This is a genomic window from Paenibacillus aurantius (assembly GCF_032268605.1).
GTDB lineage: Bacteria > Bacillota > Bacilli > Paenibacillales > NBRC-103111 > Paenibacillus_AO > Paenibacillus_AO aurantius.
In genome coordinates, this window is the sequence record NZ_CP130318.1 from 4,672,700 (window position 1) to 4,685,804 (window position 13,105).

At 56.8% G+C, this 13,105-nt stretch carries 13 protein-coding genes; 1 reads left to right on the forward strand and 12 read right to left on the reverse strand.

The window, feature by feature from the left end:
• Nucleotides 1–335: 335 nt before the first annotated feature.
• The 8 genes from MJA45_RS21205 to MJA45_RS21240 form a co-directional block, all read right to left on the reverse strand.
• Nucleotides 336–2,267 carry an FtsX-like permease family protein gene (locus MJA45_RS21205; RefSeq protein WP_315603893.1) on the reverse strand — a complete coding sequence of 644 codons (1,932 nt, stop codon included), beginning with the start codon at nt 2,265–2,267 and terminating at the stop codon, nt 336–338.
• A complete protein-coding gene (locus MJA45_RS21210; protein WP_315603894.1) occupies nt 2,254–3,018 on the reverse strand; it encodes an ABC transporter ATP-binding protein in 765 nt (254 codons plus the stop codon). Before MJA45_RS21210 ends, MJA45_RS21205 begins: the two co-directional genes overlap by 14 nt.
• Nucleotides 3,019–3,120: 102 nt before the next feature.
• Entirely contained in the window at nt 3,121–4,125 is a 1,005-nt protein-coding gene (locus MJA45_RS21215) for a sensor histidine kinase (protein WP_315603895.1), read from the reverse strand.
• Nucleotides 4,118–4,813 carry a response regulator transcription factor gene (locus MJA45_RS21220; RefSeq protein WP_315603896.1) on the reverse strand — a complete coding sequence of 232 codons (696 nt, stop codon included), beginning with the start codon at nt 4,811–4,813 and terminating at the stop codon, nt 4,118–4,120. The genes MJA45_RS21215 and MJA45_RS21220 overlap by 8 nt, the downstream gene beginning before the upstream one ends.
• Nucleotides 4,814–5,203: 390 nt before the next feature.
• Nucleotides 5,204–5,509 carry an ArsR/SmtB family transcription factor gene (locus MJA45_RS21225; protein WP_315603897.1) on the reverse strand — a complete coding sequence of 102 codons (306 nt, stop codon included), beginning with the start codon at nt 5,507–5,509 and terminating at the stop codon, nt 5,204–5,206.
• A 29-nt stretch (nt 5,510–5,538) separates the two neighbouring features.
• Nucleotides 5,539–6,318 (reverse strand): SDR family NAD(P)-dependent oxidoreductase, encoded by a 780-nt coding sequence (locus MJA45_RS21230; RefSeq protein ID WP_315603898.1) that lies wholly within the window; start codon nt 6,316–6,318, stop codon nt 5,539–5,541.
• Nucleotides 6,319–6,700: 382 nt separating this feature from the next.
• Entirely contained in the window at nt 6,701–7,981 is a 1,281-nt protein-coding gene (locus MJA45_RS21235) for an MFS transporter (RefSeq protein ID WP_315603899.1), read from the reverse strand.
• A gap of 3 nt (nt 7,982–7,984) precedes the next feature.
• Nucleotides 7,985–8,548, reverse strand: a complete 564-nt coding sequence (locus tag MJA45_RS21240; RefSeq protein ID WP_315603900.1) for an SLOG family protein — start codon at nt 8,546–8,548, stop codon at nt 7,985–7,987.
• Between the two features lie 152 nt (nt 8,549–8,700).
• On the opposite strand from MJA45_RS21240, the gene MJA45_RS21245 reads away from it, so the two are divergent.
• A complete protein-coding gene (locus MJA45_RS21245; RefSeq protein ID WP_315603901.1) occupies nt 8,701–9,024 on the forward strand; it encodes a hypothetical protein in 324 nt (107 codons plus the stop codon).
• An 83-nt stretch (nt 9,025–9,107) separates the two neighbouring features.
• Here MJA45_RS21245 and MJA45_RS21250 read toward each other — a convergent pair whose 3' ends face one another.
• From MJA45_RS21250 to MJA45_RS21265, 4 genes are all read right to left on the reverse strand, one after another.
• Nucleotides 9,108–10,325 carry an ABC transporter permease subunit gene (locus MJA45_RS21250; protein WP_315603902.1) on the reverse strand — a complete coding sequence of 406 codons (1,218 nt, stop codon included), beginning with the start codon at nt 10,323–10,325 and terminating at the stop codon, nt 9,108–9,110.
• The gene (locus tag MJA45_RS21255; RefSeq protein WP_315603903.1) at nt 10,322–11,242 is read right to left on the reverse strand and encodes an ABC transporter ATP-binding protein; all 921 of its coding nucleotides are present in this window, start codon (nt 11,240–11,242) and stop codon (nt 10,322–10,324) included. Before MJA45_RS21255 ends, MJA45_RS21250 begins: the two co-directional genes overlap by 4 nt.
• A 445-nt stretch (nt 11,243–11,687) precedes the next feature.
• Nucleotides 11,688–12,101, reverse strand: a complete 414-nt coding sequence (locus MJA45_RS21260) for a GtrA family protein (RefSeq protein ID WP_315603904.1) — start codon at nt 12,099–12,101, stop codon at nt 11,688–11,690.
• Nucleotides 12,091–13,074, reverse strand: coding sequence for a glycosyltransferase family 2 protein (locus tag MJA45_RS21265; RefSeq protein WP_315603905.1), 984 nt, complete (start codon nt 13,072–13,074; stop codon nt 12,091–12,093). The genes MJA45_RS21260 and MJA45_RS21265 overlap by 11 nt, the downstream gene beginning before the upstream one ends.
• Nucleotides 13,075–13,105 lie beyond the last annotated feature (31 nt).

The following is a 13,105-nucleotide window of genomic DNA, read 5'->3' on the forward strand; positions in this document are numbered from 1 at the left end:
ACAATTGCCTCGGCGCCACATGATTTGCATTTAAGGTCATGATCACGGTCCACTCCGCTGCGTCTCCCTTTTGACGGATTCCCCCACGCTTGTCTGCAAACCCCGGTACTCCCTCCCTCTTCTACATGCAGGCGGACTGCCTCCACCTTTAGGGATTCCGGATAATGCTTAAAGGTTTGTCCTTGGATTGCCATAAAAAATGCACCCCTATGTATTCATCGGTTTCCCCGTGGGGGTTCCAATGTCCATTTAAAAGGGGTGCGCTCTATCGCGGGAGACAGCGGTTTTTTTTCGGTTCGGAAAACAGAAGGCTATGTTCTCCTCCCTATTCCTTCCTACAAGGCCTGCCGGATCACCTTCCCGTAATACCGCAGAGACAGGAAGCCGAAGACGGAATACAAGGCCGTGTAGAGAGCCATTACGACAAGCATCGGCGTCCACATTTCCGCGCCGAACAGAAACCAACCGGATTGAACGGCGAAGTAGCTGTGAAGCAGGCCGACGGCCAGAGGAATGCCGAACTGGTACAGCTGCTTGATGGCAATGCCTTTAGTCATATCGCCTGATGTGTAGCCAAGCTTTCGCAAAATCGTGTAGCTCGGGGCTTCGCTCTCGCTCTCTTCCATCTGCTTGAAATAAAGGATGCAGCCGGAGGTGACCAGAAAGGCGAGCCCGAGAAAACCGACAATGAAGAGGATGAGCCCGGTCTGGTTCCTCTGGGAGAGGACAATTTCCAGCCGGGATTCGGCGGTCTCTCCCTTCTTGAAGGAGGTGGCTTGGAAGAAGCGATTGGCCTCATCAAGCTTGGCGTCATCCAAAATATCCAGTCCGATGGACAAGTCCACCTTCCGGTCGGAGCTCTTCAGCTTGGCGAACAGCGTCTCGTCAATGATGGCGGTTGGAAGCCCTCCGCCGATGAAGGTATAGGGAATGTAGAAATTTCGCTCCAGACCGGTGTATCTTAATGGAATCGAGGAGGTCCCGTCCTTCACTTGGGCGGTGCCCGACTTGTGAAAGGTCATAAATTTCTGCATAAGGTCGTTGTAGCCGCTCAATTTAAGCTCATCCGGAGCAAGGTCCGGTCCCTTCACGGACCGGTCGCTGATGACCGATAGAATCATGGTTTCCGATGTCCCGTCGGTTCGGGGCATGTTGAGATCGAGAATGGACCGAAGGTCCCATTCCGTCGTCATCACCTCGATTCTTCTCTCTTCATAAGCGATGCCGGCTGCCTTCAAGGTGTTCTTGAACGTCTCCGCTGATTCCGGCGAGGTAAATGAAAAGTGCGCCGGCGACTGCTGCATGCCGATTTTCTCGGCGGAATAGTACGTAATGTAGCTTAGACAGAGCAGACCGATAGCCAGTGCCGACACGGTGGTAATGATCGTCAGGAGAAGCGAGTTCGATTTCATGCGGAACATGATGGAGCAGAGCGACAGCACTTCGTTAAGGGTCAGGTACCCTTTTTTCCTCTTCCGCAGAAAATTGGTCAGAAAGCTGACCGACGTCTTGTAGAACAGATAGGTGCCCAATATGACGGAACCGAGTATGGCCAGCATGGCCATAAACAGGGTGTTGATCGTCGTAAAGCCGCCGTCGAATAGGCGGTCCGACAGGGAGTAGCCGAAGATGATCAAAACAAGACCGGCCGGTCCTAGGCCCATCTCCAGCCGGGACAGCCTTCTTGCCCTGTCCTCCGTGGAAGAAACGACACGGAACAAGGAAAGAATCGTCTGCCGCCTTATGAATACGTAGTTCGTCAGAAGCATCAACAGAAAGATTCCGCTGAAGACGGCGGCCGTTTGGTATAGGGCCGGAACAGAGAAGTGCAGGGCGGCGACGCCCTCGATTCCCGAAATGCGGAACAGAAGCAGGAGCACCAGCTTGGAGACGGCGAAGCCGAGTCCGATCCCGGCTAGAAGCGAGCTGAAATAGAGGAGAAAGCTCTCCAGGCCGATCATTCGGAAAATGTCGCTCTTGGTCATGCCGATGAGCTGAAACAGTCCGATTTCCTTGCTTCGCCTTTTGATAAACAACCGGTTAGCGTACAGCAGGAAAATACTTACAATCACCACCAGAAGCACGGATCCCGTACGGATCGCAGCCGTCCCTTTCACAGAGCCCTCGGTAATATCCAGAGCCGGGTCATACTGAAGCGTGACGAAGGCGAAATATAAGGCGGCACTGAAGACAAGCGCGAAAACGTACAAAGAATAACTGGAGAAATTCTTCTTCAGGCTCCGGAGGATGAATTCAGTTCGGTTCAACTGTAACACCGCCTAACACGCCCTGGGTTTTCATGATATCCTGAAAAAATTGCTGCCGGGTCTGATCTCCTTTGTTCAGCTGCGTATACACCAGCCCGTCCTTAATGAAGACAACCCGCCCGCTGTAGGAAGCCGCAACGGGGTCGTGGGTCACCATGACGATGGTGGCGCGGCGGTCCCGGTTCAGTAGGCTCAGCTTGTGAAGCAAATCGGAGGCGGACTTGGAATCGAGGGCTCCCGTAGGCTCGTCGGCGAAGATCAGACTCGGTTCATGAATGAAGGCGCGCGCCGCGGACGTCCGCTGCTTCTGTCCGCCTGATATTTCGTTCGGGTATTTGTCCTGTACCGCCAGAATACCGAGCTCCTCCGCTATTTCCTCGAATTTCATAAGAGCCTGCTTTCTAGGCAAACGCGTGAGAGAGAGCGGCAGGAGCACGTTCTCCTTTACGGTCAGCGTGTCGAGCAGATGATATTCCTGAAAAAGGAAGCCGAGGTGCCTCTTGCGGAATTCTGCGAGCTGCTTCTCCTTCATGGCCGTCATTTCGGTTCCTTGTATCGTAATGGTTCCCAGGCTGGCCTTATCAATGGAGGAAAGGACATTAAGCAGCGTGGTTTTGCCCGATCCGGACGCCCCCATAATGCTCACGAACTCTCCTTCGTCCATGCGCAGGTCGATCCCCTTCAGAACCTCCTGCTTGTTGAACTTGGTGCCGAAGCTTTTATGAATCTTAACGGCTTCGAGAATAGGCATGGTTGTCGACTCCTTTGGCTTGATATAACTCCATTATAGAGGGAGAGCGGGGCCATCTCCTTCGATCGGCCTAACAAATAAGAAAAGCATGTGACATTGTTGTCACATGCCGGTGATTTCGCTGTAAGCATTGCGGCGGGCAAAAAGCAGCGTGAAGGTGGACCCTTCCCCCCGCCGGGACGCGGCCTGAAGGGTGATCCCGAGAGGCTCGGCCGCTTGGCGGGACAAATACAAGCCCATTCCCGTGGCCGCGGTCCCGTCGTGCCGGGAGGTCGAGGTGAAGCCCTTGTCGAAGATACGCGTAAGGTCCCTCGGGTCGATTCCCCTTCCGTGATCCGTTATTTGTATTACCGGGTGCTCATCCCTCCAGCAGCTTCGGATGACAATGTCCGAGGCTTCGCTGTATTTGACCGCGTTCGTCAGCAGCTGGCGGAGGATGAAGGAGAGCCATTTGGCGTCGCTCCATACCTCGGTTACCTCCAGCCGCAGGTCGAAGCCGATTCCCTTCGCCATGCACCATGCCTGCAGGGTCCGGATCTCGTGATGGAGAATCGTTTCCAGGTCGACCTTCTCGATATACAGATCGTTCTCGATAAACGTGATCCGCTTCTGGTGCAGCTGCTGGTCGAGCAGCAAATGGATGCGCAGCCATTCATAGGTCAGCTGGCTTTTTAAGGGTCCGGATTCCATACGTCCGATCATGAGATGCATAGCCGTCAGCGGGGTTTTGACCTCGTGAATCCAGGAAAGCAGCTCGTCCTTCTCCCGTTCCACGGCCGTAAGGTGGCGGGAAGCCAGCTGTCTTAGGCGGTCAGCCTGATCGGTGATCGTCCCGGCCGCAAGTTCTTCAAAGGGACTGGACGGCTTTGCGATTGTGGCAGTATCCCAATTGTTTTCCCGATCTGCCAAGCTTCGATAGAATCGGGTCTCCTTGGGATAGCGGAGCAGGAGAAAGCCAGCGAAGAAGAGAAGGGAGAGGAATACGAAGTAGCCCGCGGAAGCAAGAGAGACGGCTGGGTCCAGATAAGCCAGGAAAAGAAACAGAAGCTGAACGGACAGAACTAACGCGATCCAACTGAGCCTTTCCCGTACGAATCGTTTAATCATACAAGGTCTCCTGGTCTACCGCCCGATAGCCCTGACCGATTTTGGTTTCAATAAAAGACTCCAGTCCCAGCTCTTCCAGCCGTTTGCGCAGCCGGTTTACGTTCACGGTCAACGTATTGTCGCTGATGAACCGCTTATCCTCCCACAGGCTGTGAATGAGGTGATCGCGCGAAACGATCCGGTTCTTCTGCTCCAGGAGGAGCTTCAGGATGAAGATTTCATTGCGGGTCAGCTCAATGGATCCCCGATCGTTGGTAACGGTGTTTTTTTCGTAGTCGACGGCGGCCCCGCACCAGGTTTTGAGTTGAACGGGTTCGGTATTGTAGTTATAGACACGGCGCAGGGTCGCTTGGATCTTTGCAACCAGCACCTCAAAATGGAACGGCTTCTGGATGTAATCGTCCGCTCCGAGCTGCATGGACATCACAATGTCGGTCGGATGATCGCGGGAGGATAGGAAAAGGATCGGAACATTCGACACCGACCGGATCATCCGGCACCAATGGAAGCCGTCAAACTTCGGAAGCTGGATGTCGATGATGACAAGATCCGGCTGGACCGCTGAGAATTCCTGGAGGACCGTACGGAAATCTTTAATGCCATGCACTTCGTACTCCCAATGAGAGAGACGTTTTTGGATTTCGGCGAACAAAGTCGCATCGTCTTCAATAAGCAGCAATTGGAACAAAGAAATCACCACACCTGTTTTCGGTTGAAGGACCGCTACTTCCTCCCTGCCCGGGTCCTTTTATCTTGCAAGGCAGGTCCACTAAAGTGTAACATCCGCGTTTTCGAAAGGGAAATCCTCTTCACGGGAACGGGTAATGGAACGGTCCCTTTCGCTTCGCCTTTTCATCCTGGAACAAAGGAAACCCGACGGCTCCGAAGAGCCCCGGGCTTCTGTGTGGGAAGCAGGGGAAGCATCCGCGCCGGCGGTTCCGCCGGTACGACCCCATGGGGTTATTCCAATGTCCATTATAAGGGATGCACCCTAAATTCCGTCTGGCTGGCTTTTTACCGGTTTGCCGCTCTCGGCCGCGGGTTTGACTTCCTTGCCCCCGGATTTCACCGGTAACGCTTAAGAAAGACACTCTTCCTCCACCAGGCGGATCAGCTCCTTCATCTTCTCCAGGGAAGGAACCAGCGACAGGAAATAGTAGCGCTGGGTGCCCTGCCGCTCCAAGGCCACCAGGCCGGTCTCCCTCATGATCTTGAGATGATGGGAGATCGCCGGACGGGACAGGCGGGAATGCTCCGCGATTTCGTTCACGCTGAGCCGCTCCTTCTCCGCCAGAAGCAGGATAATGTCCTGCCGGGCCGGGTCGCTCAGCGCCTGGAACAGAGGAATGCAGGAGCGGAACGTCTCCATGGCCCTTTGGCCCATAGCGGTCGCCTCCTTTCCTTAACGCGGAGCTACCGGCTTTCTCCTTGGATCCGGCGGACGAAGGCCGTGACGACGCGTCTCGGCAGGAACCGGGACGCGTTCACCATCAGGACATTCTTGAAGCCGGGAACGACGATCCGTTTGCCCTTCAGGAGCCCCCGGTAGCCGGCCCGGGAGACGGTGCCGACATCCATGACTCCCATCTTGAACAGCCGGGAGGATTCCAGCTTCGCTCGCTTCTCGAACCCCGTAGCCGTCGCTCCCGGACAAAGAGCGGTGACGGTCACGCCGGTTCCCTGAAGCTCATGGGCCAGCGCTTCGCTGAAGGACAGCACGTAAGCTTTCGTGGCATAGTAAACGGCCATGAGAGGGCCCGGCTGAAAAGCCGCGAGAGACGCGACGTTAAGAATGCGTCCCTTCCCCCGCGAAACCATCCCGCGGACGGCCAGCTTCGTCAGATGAGTCAAGGCCGAGACATTTAAGTCGATCATATTCAGCTCGTCGGTCAGGTCCGTCTCGGCGAAGGGGCCGTACAGCCCGTATCCCGCGTTATTGACGAGAATGTCGATGGTCAAGCCGCGGGCTTCCACCGCACTCCACAAAGCCTCGACGTTCTCCCGGCCCGACACATTTTGCGGCAGCACCGTAACCGAGATTCCGTGCCGCTTCTCCAGCTCGCGCTTGATCTCTTCCAGCTTGTCTGCGCTTCTTGCCGCCAGGACCAGGTCGTACCCATCCTTCGCAAAAAGGCCCGCCAGCTCCAGTCCTATCCCCCCGGACGCCCCGGTAACCAGGACGGTTTCGTTCATGCTGCCCACACTCCTCTATGTCAATAGGTTTAAAGGTTCAAACGTTTAAGTATTTAAACCTATCATAGCGAAGCCGACGTCAAAAAACCAGGCCTATTTCCTGGAACGCCGTCAATCCCTGGTCCTTCCAGTGCCTCAGCCGGTACTTTGGTTGGCAAGCAAACCTCCGATGGCGCCTGATCCTCCCTAAGGAAGCAGAACATTCGACACCAGGCGCGTCCCCACCCGGCGTTTCCCAACCGAAAAGGGAGATGTCCTCCGCTGCCATTCCGAACCAGGGCATGCCAAAAGGCCGTCTCATCGGCTCGTACCGTTGCTTTCGCACCATACGAACGAATCAGACGGCCGCTTATGGCCATAGAAGCGGGTCCTCTTCCGCCGGCTATACCGGCTCCCCCAGCCCTTTGACCGGACGCGTTCCCGCCGCCATCCGTCTTTCCTGCACGGTATAGTAGGCCGTCAGCAGCAGAGACAGCCCGCCGAAGACGAGGACCATCCGCTTGAACCCGATGGTATCGAGCAGAAACCCGGTGCCGAGCAGCACCACCTGGAACAGGACCCGGTCGAACATCGCCCGGAACGAGAAGAATCGGCCATGGTACTCCTTCGGGATTCCCGTCTGAAAGATGGTTGCGACCACCGGGAAGAACCCGCCTGCACAAAGCCCGAACAAGCCGAAGGAAACCATCGACATAATCCGGTGATCCCCGTAGAAGAGAGAGGACTGGGCGACGGCGATCAGAAGGGAGAAAGCGAGCAGCCTGCGGAGCATGACACCCTTGCTGAAGAAACGCTTAACTAGCAGGGCCCCCAGGATAAAGCTGGTCCCCTCCACCGTATACAGCAGGCCTTTGATCTGCACGTTGTTCTGCAGCTCGCTGATGTTGATAACCATCAGGTTAAAGCCCCCGATGAACAAGGTGGGCACGATCGTCAGCAGGAGAGCCGACTTCACGACAGGCATCGTCTTTAACAGCGGCAAGATCTCGGCGAAGCCGCCCGTTCTGCGCTTACCTTCCCCGGCCGTCCGGCCGTTTGCCGGCTCCTCGAGCTTATCACCTGCCTTTTCACCGGAAAGGATCCCGGTCCCGGAAACCGAAGCCGATTCCTGTACGCTTAGGAACCAGGTGGCGATCTGAAGCAGAACGTAGGCCACCAGGGAAGCCATGTACAGCGTATACAGGCTCATCACGGCAAGCATCGCCCCTCCGAGAGCCGTGCCGAGAATCCGCGAAACGGTGCCGACGTTCATGTGGACGCCGTTCATGGCCAGAAGCTCTTCCTCCTTCACGACCATCGGCACCAGTGCCTGCAGGGCCGGAAAATAGAAGGCCGCCGAGATTTGCAGAACAACCGCAAAGACCACCATCCAGCCTACGGAGGAATAGTGAAGCGCCAGAAACATGAACGCCACGCTCAGCATCCGGCCGAATCCGGCATAGAGGAGCACCGTTTTTTTTCGGCTCGCATCAATCACTCTTCCCGCCAGAGGCCCGACCAGCACCCCCGCCAGCAGCCCGGCAAACAAAATAAGGGACTTCATAAAATCCGACGGCACATACCGCTGCATAAATTCCAAATTGGCGATGATGGACATCCATAACCCGAGGCCAGCCACCATTTCGCCCGACCATATAATCCATACGTTGCGGTTTCTCCACATAAGCTAACCTTCCTGTCCGTCGAAATCGGGGAGCTGCTCCTCCGCCGTACTCTGCAAGTCCTCCGCCGTGATCGTAAGAATCGGGTATTCATAATGCTCGGCATGCGACCGGGCGAGCTCCTTCAGGAAGCGCGGGGACCCTTCCATGTCTTCGTCATACACAAGCAGAAGCCCGTCGGAGTTCCGGAGGAGAAATTTATTCGTTTCCTTGAACTGCCACGGCCCTTCGTATTTCTTATGGGAAACGCTGTTCACGTAATCAGCCTTTCTCAACACTTCCTGGTAGCACTCCTTTTTGTCATCCTTCCATCTTTCCTCCTGCTCCAGGAAAGGCGTAATGACGGCGAGCCGGAGCTGAGGATGGTCCTCCTTAAGCTCAAGAGCCGCCTCCGCCGCCCACAGCTCCACTCCCCACTGCCCGCTTACGATCACCCATTCCAAGCCTTCGTCGAGCAGGGCTTCGATGCGCTTGCGCAGAGCTTTTTTGATAATGGGGATGCCTTCGTGCTTGAGCGAATAAATGCCGAGCTCCGCCGCCTTATACCCGGTTACCAGTACCGTTTTCAAGTCCGTCCCTCCTGTCTCTTTACAGGGTAGCACAGCGGCGGCGTTTTGCAAGAGCAGGTTTGGGTATAAAAAATGGCCGACCGGACCGATTTGTCCGCCCCGCTTCCTTCCGTTATAATGGGCAGCGAGAGATGGATAGAGGAGTTGGACCCATGAACCCCAAAGAAAGAGAAGAAGCCATTATCCGCAGCTACCGGCAGGACGAGGAAATGATGATCCTGGTCTTCGCCCAATGGTGCGTCAACCACGGCCTGGACCCGGAGGAGCTCTACCTCCGCGCCTACCCGGACCAGGGAGCGAATCCCGCCCTGCAGCATGCCCTTTCCCTGACCGTTCCCAAGGAAGAGGCCGGCGTGCTCGAAGATGACACGGTGCTCAGCGTCATCGGCCTGTTCGGCAACGAGGACCTGGCCTTCGTCGTCACCGAGGAGATCGACCGGAGACGGGCACGCCGAGCGTCCTCCAACAATCGTTAGAGCCCTTTCCCATTAAAACGAAGCCGACCCTCCATTGGGTACGGCTTCGTTGTCGTTTGGCGGCAGGAACCGAATCCGGGTGGTTAAGCCAGAATGTCCCTCCGAGTGAATAAAACATACCCGAGCAGATACATCCCCGCTGACCAGGCCAGAAGGATGAGCAGGCTTTCGGGAAGAGTCGTCGAAACGCCGAAGCTCTGGTATACCTCTCCGGACCAGACCCGGCCGAGGTTAAAATGAGTGGTCGCCAGTCCCTTCAGGAAGCCCATCCCCCGGGCTGTGCCCTGGATGGCCAGTCCCATGACGACAACGCTCATGGCCAGTCCGGTACTGACGGCTGCCGACCGGACGAGCACCGAGGCGAAGAAGCCGAGTCCGGTCATCACGACTGTCGCCAGAACGGTGAGCAGCAGGCTGACCAGGAAGTAGGTGCCGGCGGACACGATATGGGCATCGCTTGGGTCAACCACCGTTACCTCCGTCATACGGCCTTCCATCATCTCCTGGGCCTTGTAATAGCTGACCCCTACCGCTTCGGGATTGTCCGCTCCGTCTGCGCCAAACAAGACGTACGAGAACCCCGCAATGACGGCGAGCAGGATTGTCACGACAACGACGGACGCCGTTATCGAGGTGAGGAATTTGCCCAGGTAAATCCTCCCTCTGGAAACGGGCCGGATCAGAAGCAGCTTCACGGTCCCGGCGGTCATTTCCCCGGAAATGATATCGGATACGAGCAGTACGCAGAGCATGGGGATGAACAGGAGCGGGCCGATCTCCATGAAATCCTTCATGGCTCTCCACATCGTCATCCCTTCCCCGAATCGCTTATCGTTAACCGCTACCCGGTTGTCGAGGAGGTACTCAGCCTTCATGAGCTCAATCTCCAGGCTTCCGCGGGAATTCTTATGCTCGGGCGGCAGGGAAGCAAGGGATTCTTTTAACCCGGCGACCCGGCTTTTCGCTTTCTCCTCATCGAAAGGCGCAGGCACGCCAGAATGCTGCTCGAGCTCCTCCAGCTCCTTCTTCATGGATTGAACGGACTCTTCCATCGCTTGACGTTCTGCTCCCGCCAGCTTCTTATCATCGGCCAATGCCCGCTCCGTGTCTTGAATCCATCGTTCCAGCTGCTGCCTCTGGTAATCCGGGCTGTTATAGAGGCTGAGCTGTTTCGCGTGCTTGTATTCCACCGCCAGGAAGAAGGCGGCTATACCGAGCCCAAGCAGAAGCACGACAAGAAATCTCTTTCTTCTGAGAAGCTTGATCCATTCGTTGCGGATCACATCCAGGCATTCGCTCATCCTTGGTTCCCTCCGGTAATTTCCAGAAACTTGTCCTCGAGGGACGTATTCTGCTCTTCCAGCCGGTGAATCGTGATGCCCCCGTTCAGCAGGGTCTTAAGCAGCGGATTCATCGATTCCGCGGGCGGCACCAGAGAAATCACGGCAGGGCTCACAAACCGGGCCCGCACCTCGATCCCTTCCGCATCCAGGCAGGCCAACGCTTTCTCGGCCGAATCCACGTGGATCAGCAGGCGCCGCCCCTGCGACGGGTCGCCGAGTTCTCCAACCGCGGAGGTGAGCACCCAGCGCCCGTTCTGAATGACGCCGACCCGGTCGCACACCTGCTCGATCTCGCCCAGCAGGTGGGACGAGAGGAGGATGGCCGTTCCCTCGGAAGCCAGCGTCCGGAGCAGCTGGCGGAACTCCCTCATGCCGGCCGGATCCAGCCCGTTCGTCGGTTCGTCCAGGATGAGCAGGGAAGGCCTGTGAAGAAGGGCTTGGGCAAGCCCCAGCCGCTGACGCATCCCTAGTGAATAGCGCTTGACCTTCTCCTGCAGGCGCTCCTCCAGGCCGACCAGTCGGGCCACCTCGCGGATGCGTTCGTCGGCTCCCTCCAAGCGGGACAGCCGGGCAAACTGCCTCAGGTTCTCTTCTCCGCTCAAGTAGCCGTAGAGCTCCGGGTTCTCGACGATGGCGCCCACACCGCGCATCGCCTCGCGACGGGCTTTGCGGACATCATGCCCGCAGACGGCAATGCTTCCCGACGTCGGTTCGATCAGGCCGACCAGCATGCGGATCGTCGTCGTCTTCCCCGCCCCGTTCGGACCCAGCAGACCGAATATTTCTCCCTTTCCTATTTCAAAGGAAATCCCCTCCACCAGCGTTTTTCCGCCAATGGTTTTGCTGATTCCACGGACTGACAGCACGGCATTCATAATAGCTACCTCCTGGCTATGGACTGGAACCTGTTAACAGGCGTTAGGATGGACGCTAAGAACAACTTCAACTTCCTGTCTATCCCTAAACGATCGCCGCCCCCGATAAGTTGCCTTTCTTCTATTCTTTTTCAATAGACGGGCCTTGGAGGCGGATCCCCTGCACCTGTTTACGAGAAAAAGAGAAGCAAGGACGGAGAAGGAAAGGATGAGAACCTAAAAAGGGCACTCCCTGCAAGGAAAAAAGGGAGCCTGGGAGGTCTCCGGGGGAGCGAGGTCCGAATTCGTAGGACAATAAAAAATAGGGCCTTTCGGCCCTATGTCGATATGTCTTGATGATGCCTTATCCGCCAGGAAATCGCAGCTTCATGCGGTCATGAACTAAACGACGGTCCGTTTGCAGGCAAACAGCCGAGGCCGGCCGCATCTGCTGGCAGGGCCGCGTTTACCCGCCCCTCTTGCCCTCCGCACGGAAAACCCAGAGCTTGCTGCCCGCAAAGTTCACGAGCGTCGTGAAGATGGTCACGATGACCTTCGCGGCGATCGGGTGAAGCCCTAGGCCGGATTTGAACGCGTACAGCAGAAGAAGGGAAAGCCCAAGGGTGACGGCGTTCAGCAGCAGGAAGCGGACCGCCTGGGCCCCTCTCGCCCCCTGCCGCTCCCGGAACGTCCAGCTGCGGTTGAGCAGGAAGCTGTTCACGATGCCCGCACCGTAGGACACGCACTGGGACGCCAAATAGGGAACGCCCAGCCCGACCAAGAGGGAGAAGACCACGAAATCGATGGCCGTATTCAACAGACCCACAAGGTTGAACTTGATGAACTGGCCGTAGCGGGCGAGCAGGGCTTTAGCGGACATATTGCTTCTCTCCCGGCTCGGCGGCTCCCTCCGCCTGGAAGCCCTTCGTCTCCTTCACGATGTACAGCGGACGCCCTTTGGACTCGTCGTAGATCCGGCCGATGTACTCTCCGATGATGCCGAGCAGGATGAGCATGATGCCGTTGAAGAACAGGTTGGTGGCGAGAAGCGAGGACCATCCCGGAACGACGTATGCCTCTGTGAAAAGCTTCTCGTACAATACAACCAGCAGGTAGAGGAAGCTCGCCGCCGACATGGCAAACCCAATGTAGGTGGCCAGCTTAAGCGGCTTGTACGAGAAGGAGGTGATGCCGTCGAGGGCGAACCGGATCATCTTCTTCAGCGGATACTTCGTCTCTCCCGCCCACCGCTCGTCCCTAACGTACTCCACCGAGGTCTGCTTGAAGCCGACCCAGGAGACGAGGCCGCGGACGAAGCGGTTTTTCTCCTTGAGGTTCCGGAGCACTTCGCACACCTTCCGGTCGATCAGACGGAAATCCCCCGTATCCACGGGGATCTCCACATTTGTCATGCTTCGCAGCAAACGGTAGAACATCAGAGCGGTCACTTTTTTGAACAGGGTTTCCCCCTTGCGCTTCAACCGCTTGCCGTACACGACGTCGTAGCCCTGCCGCCATTTGTCGATCATCGCCAGAATCACCTGGGGCGGATCCTGCAGATCGGCATCAATGACGACGACCGCGTCTCCGGACGCATAATCCATGCCGGCGCTGATCGCAATCTGATGCCCGAAATTGCGCGAGAAGTTGACGAGCCGCACGTTTCCGTCCCGCCGGCACAGGCCTTCCACGATCTCGACCGTCCGGTCCCGGCTCCCGTCGTTGACGAAGACGAGCTCGTACGTCTCCGGCTGGCTGTCCATCACTTCCTTCAGCCTCCGGTAGGTCTCCTCGATGACCGCTTCTTCGTTGTACATCGGAACTACTATGGAATACTTGCTGTGCTCGTGCATATTATCCTCCTTGATGAATCTAGTGCCAACC

Bases quoted from the DNA above. Each gene is read 5' to 3' on its own strand.
- MJA45_RS21210 (WP_315603894.1), bottom strand. From the start codon at position 3,018: ATGCCTATTCTCGAAGCCGTTAAGATTCATAAAAGCTTCGGCACCAAG.
- MJA45_RS21215 (WP_315603895.1), bottom strand. From the start codon at position 4,125: ATGATTAAACGATTCGTACGGGAAAGGCTCAGTTGGATCGCGTTAGTT.
- MJA45_RS21225 (WP_315603897.1), bottom strand. From the start codon at position 5,509: ATGGGCCAAAGGGCCATGGAGACGTTCCGCTCCTGCATTCCTCTGTTC.
- MJA45_RS21235 (WP_315603899.1), bottom strand. From the start codon at position 7,981: ATGTGGAGAAACCGCAACGTATGGATTATATGGTCGGGCGAAATGGTG.
- MJA45_RS21265 (WP_315603905.1), bottom strand. From the start codon at position 13,074: ATGCACGAGCACAGCAAGTATTCCATAGTAGTTCCGATGTACAACGAA.
- MJA45_RS21250 (WP_315603902.1), bottom strand. From the start codon at position 10,325: ATGAGCGAATGCCTGGATGTGATCCGCAACGAATGGATCAAGCTTCTC.
- MJA45_RS21260 (WP_315603904.1), bottom strand. From the start codon at position 12,101: ATGTCCGCTAAAGCCCTGCTCGCCCGCTACGGCCAGTTCATCAAGTTC.
- MJA45_RS21230 (WP_315603898.1), bottom strand. From the start codon at position 6,318: ATGAACGAAACCGTCCTGGTTACCGGGGCGTCCGGGGGGATAGGACTG.
- MJA45_RS21245 (WP_315603901.1), top strand. From the start codon at position 8,701: ATGAACCCCAAAGAAAGAGAAGAAGCCATTATCCGCAGCTACCGGCAG.
- MJA45_RS21255 (WP_315603903.1), bottom strand. From the start codon at position 11,242: ATGAATGCCGTGCTGTCAGTCCGTGGAATCAGCAAAACCATTGGCGGA.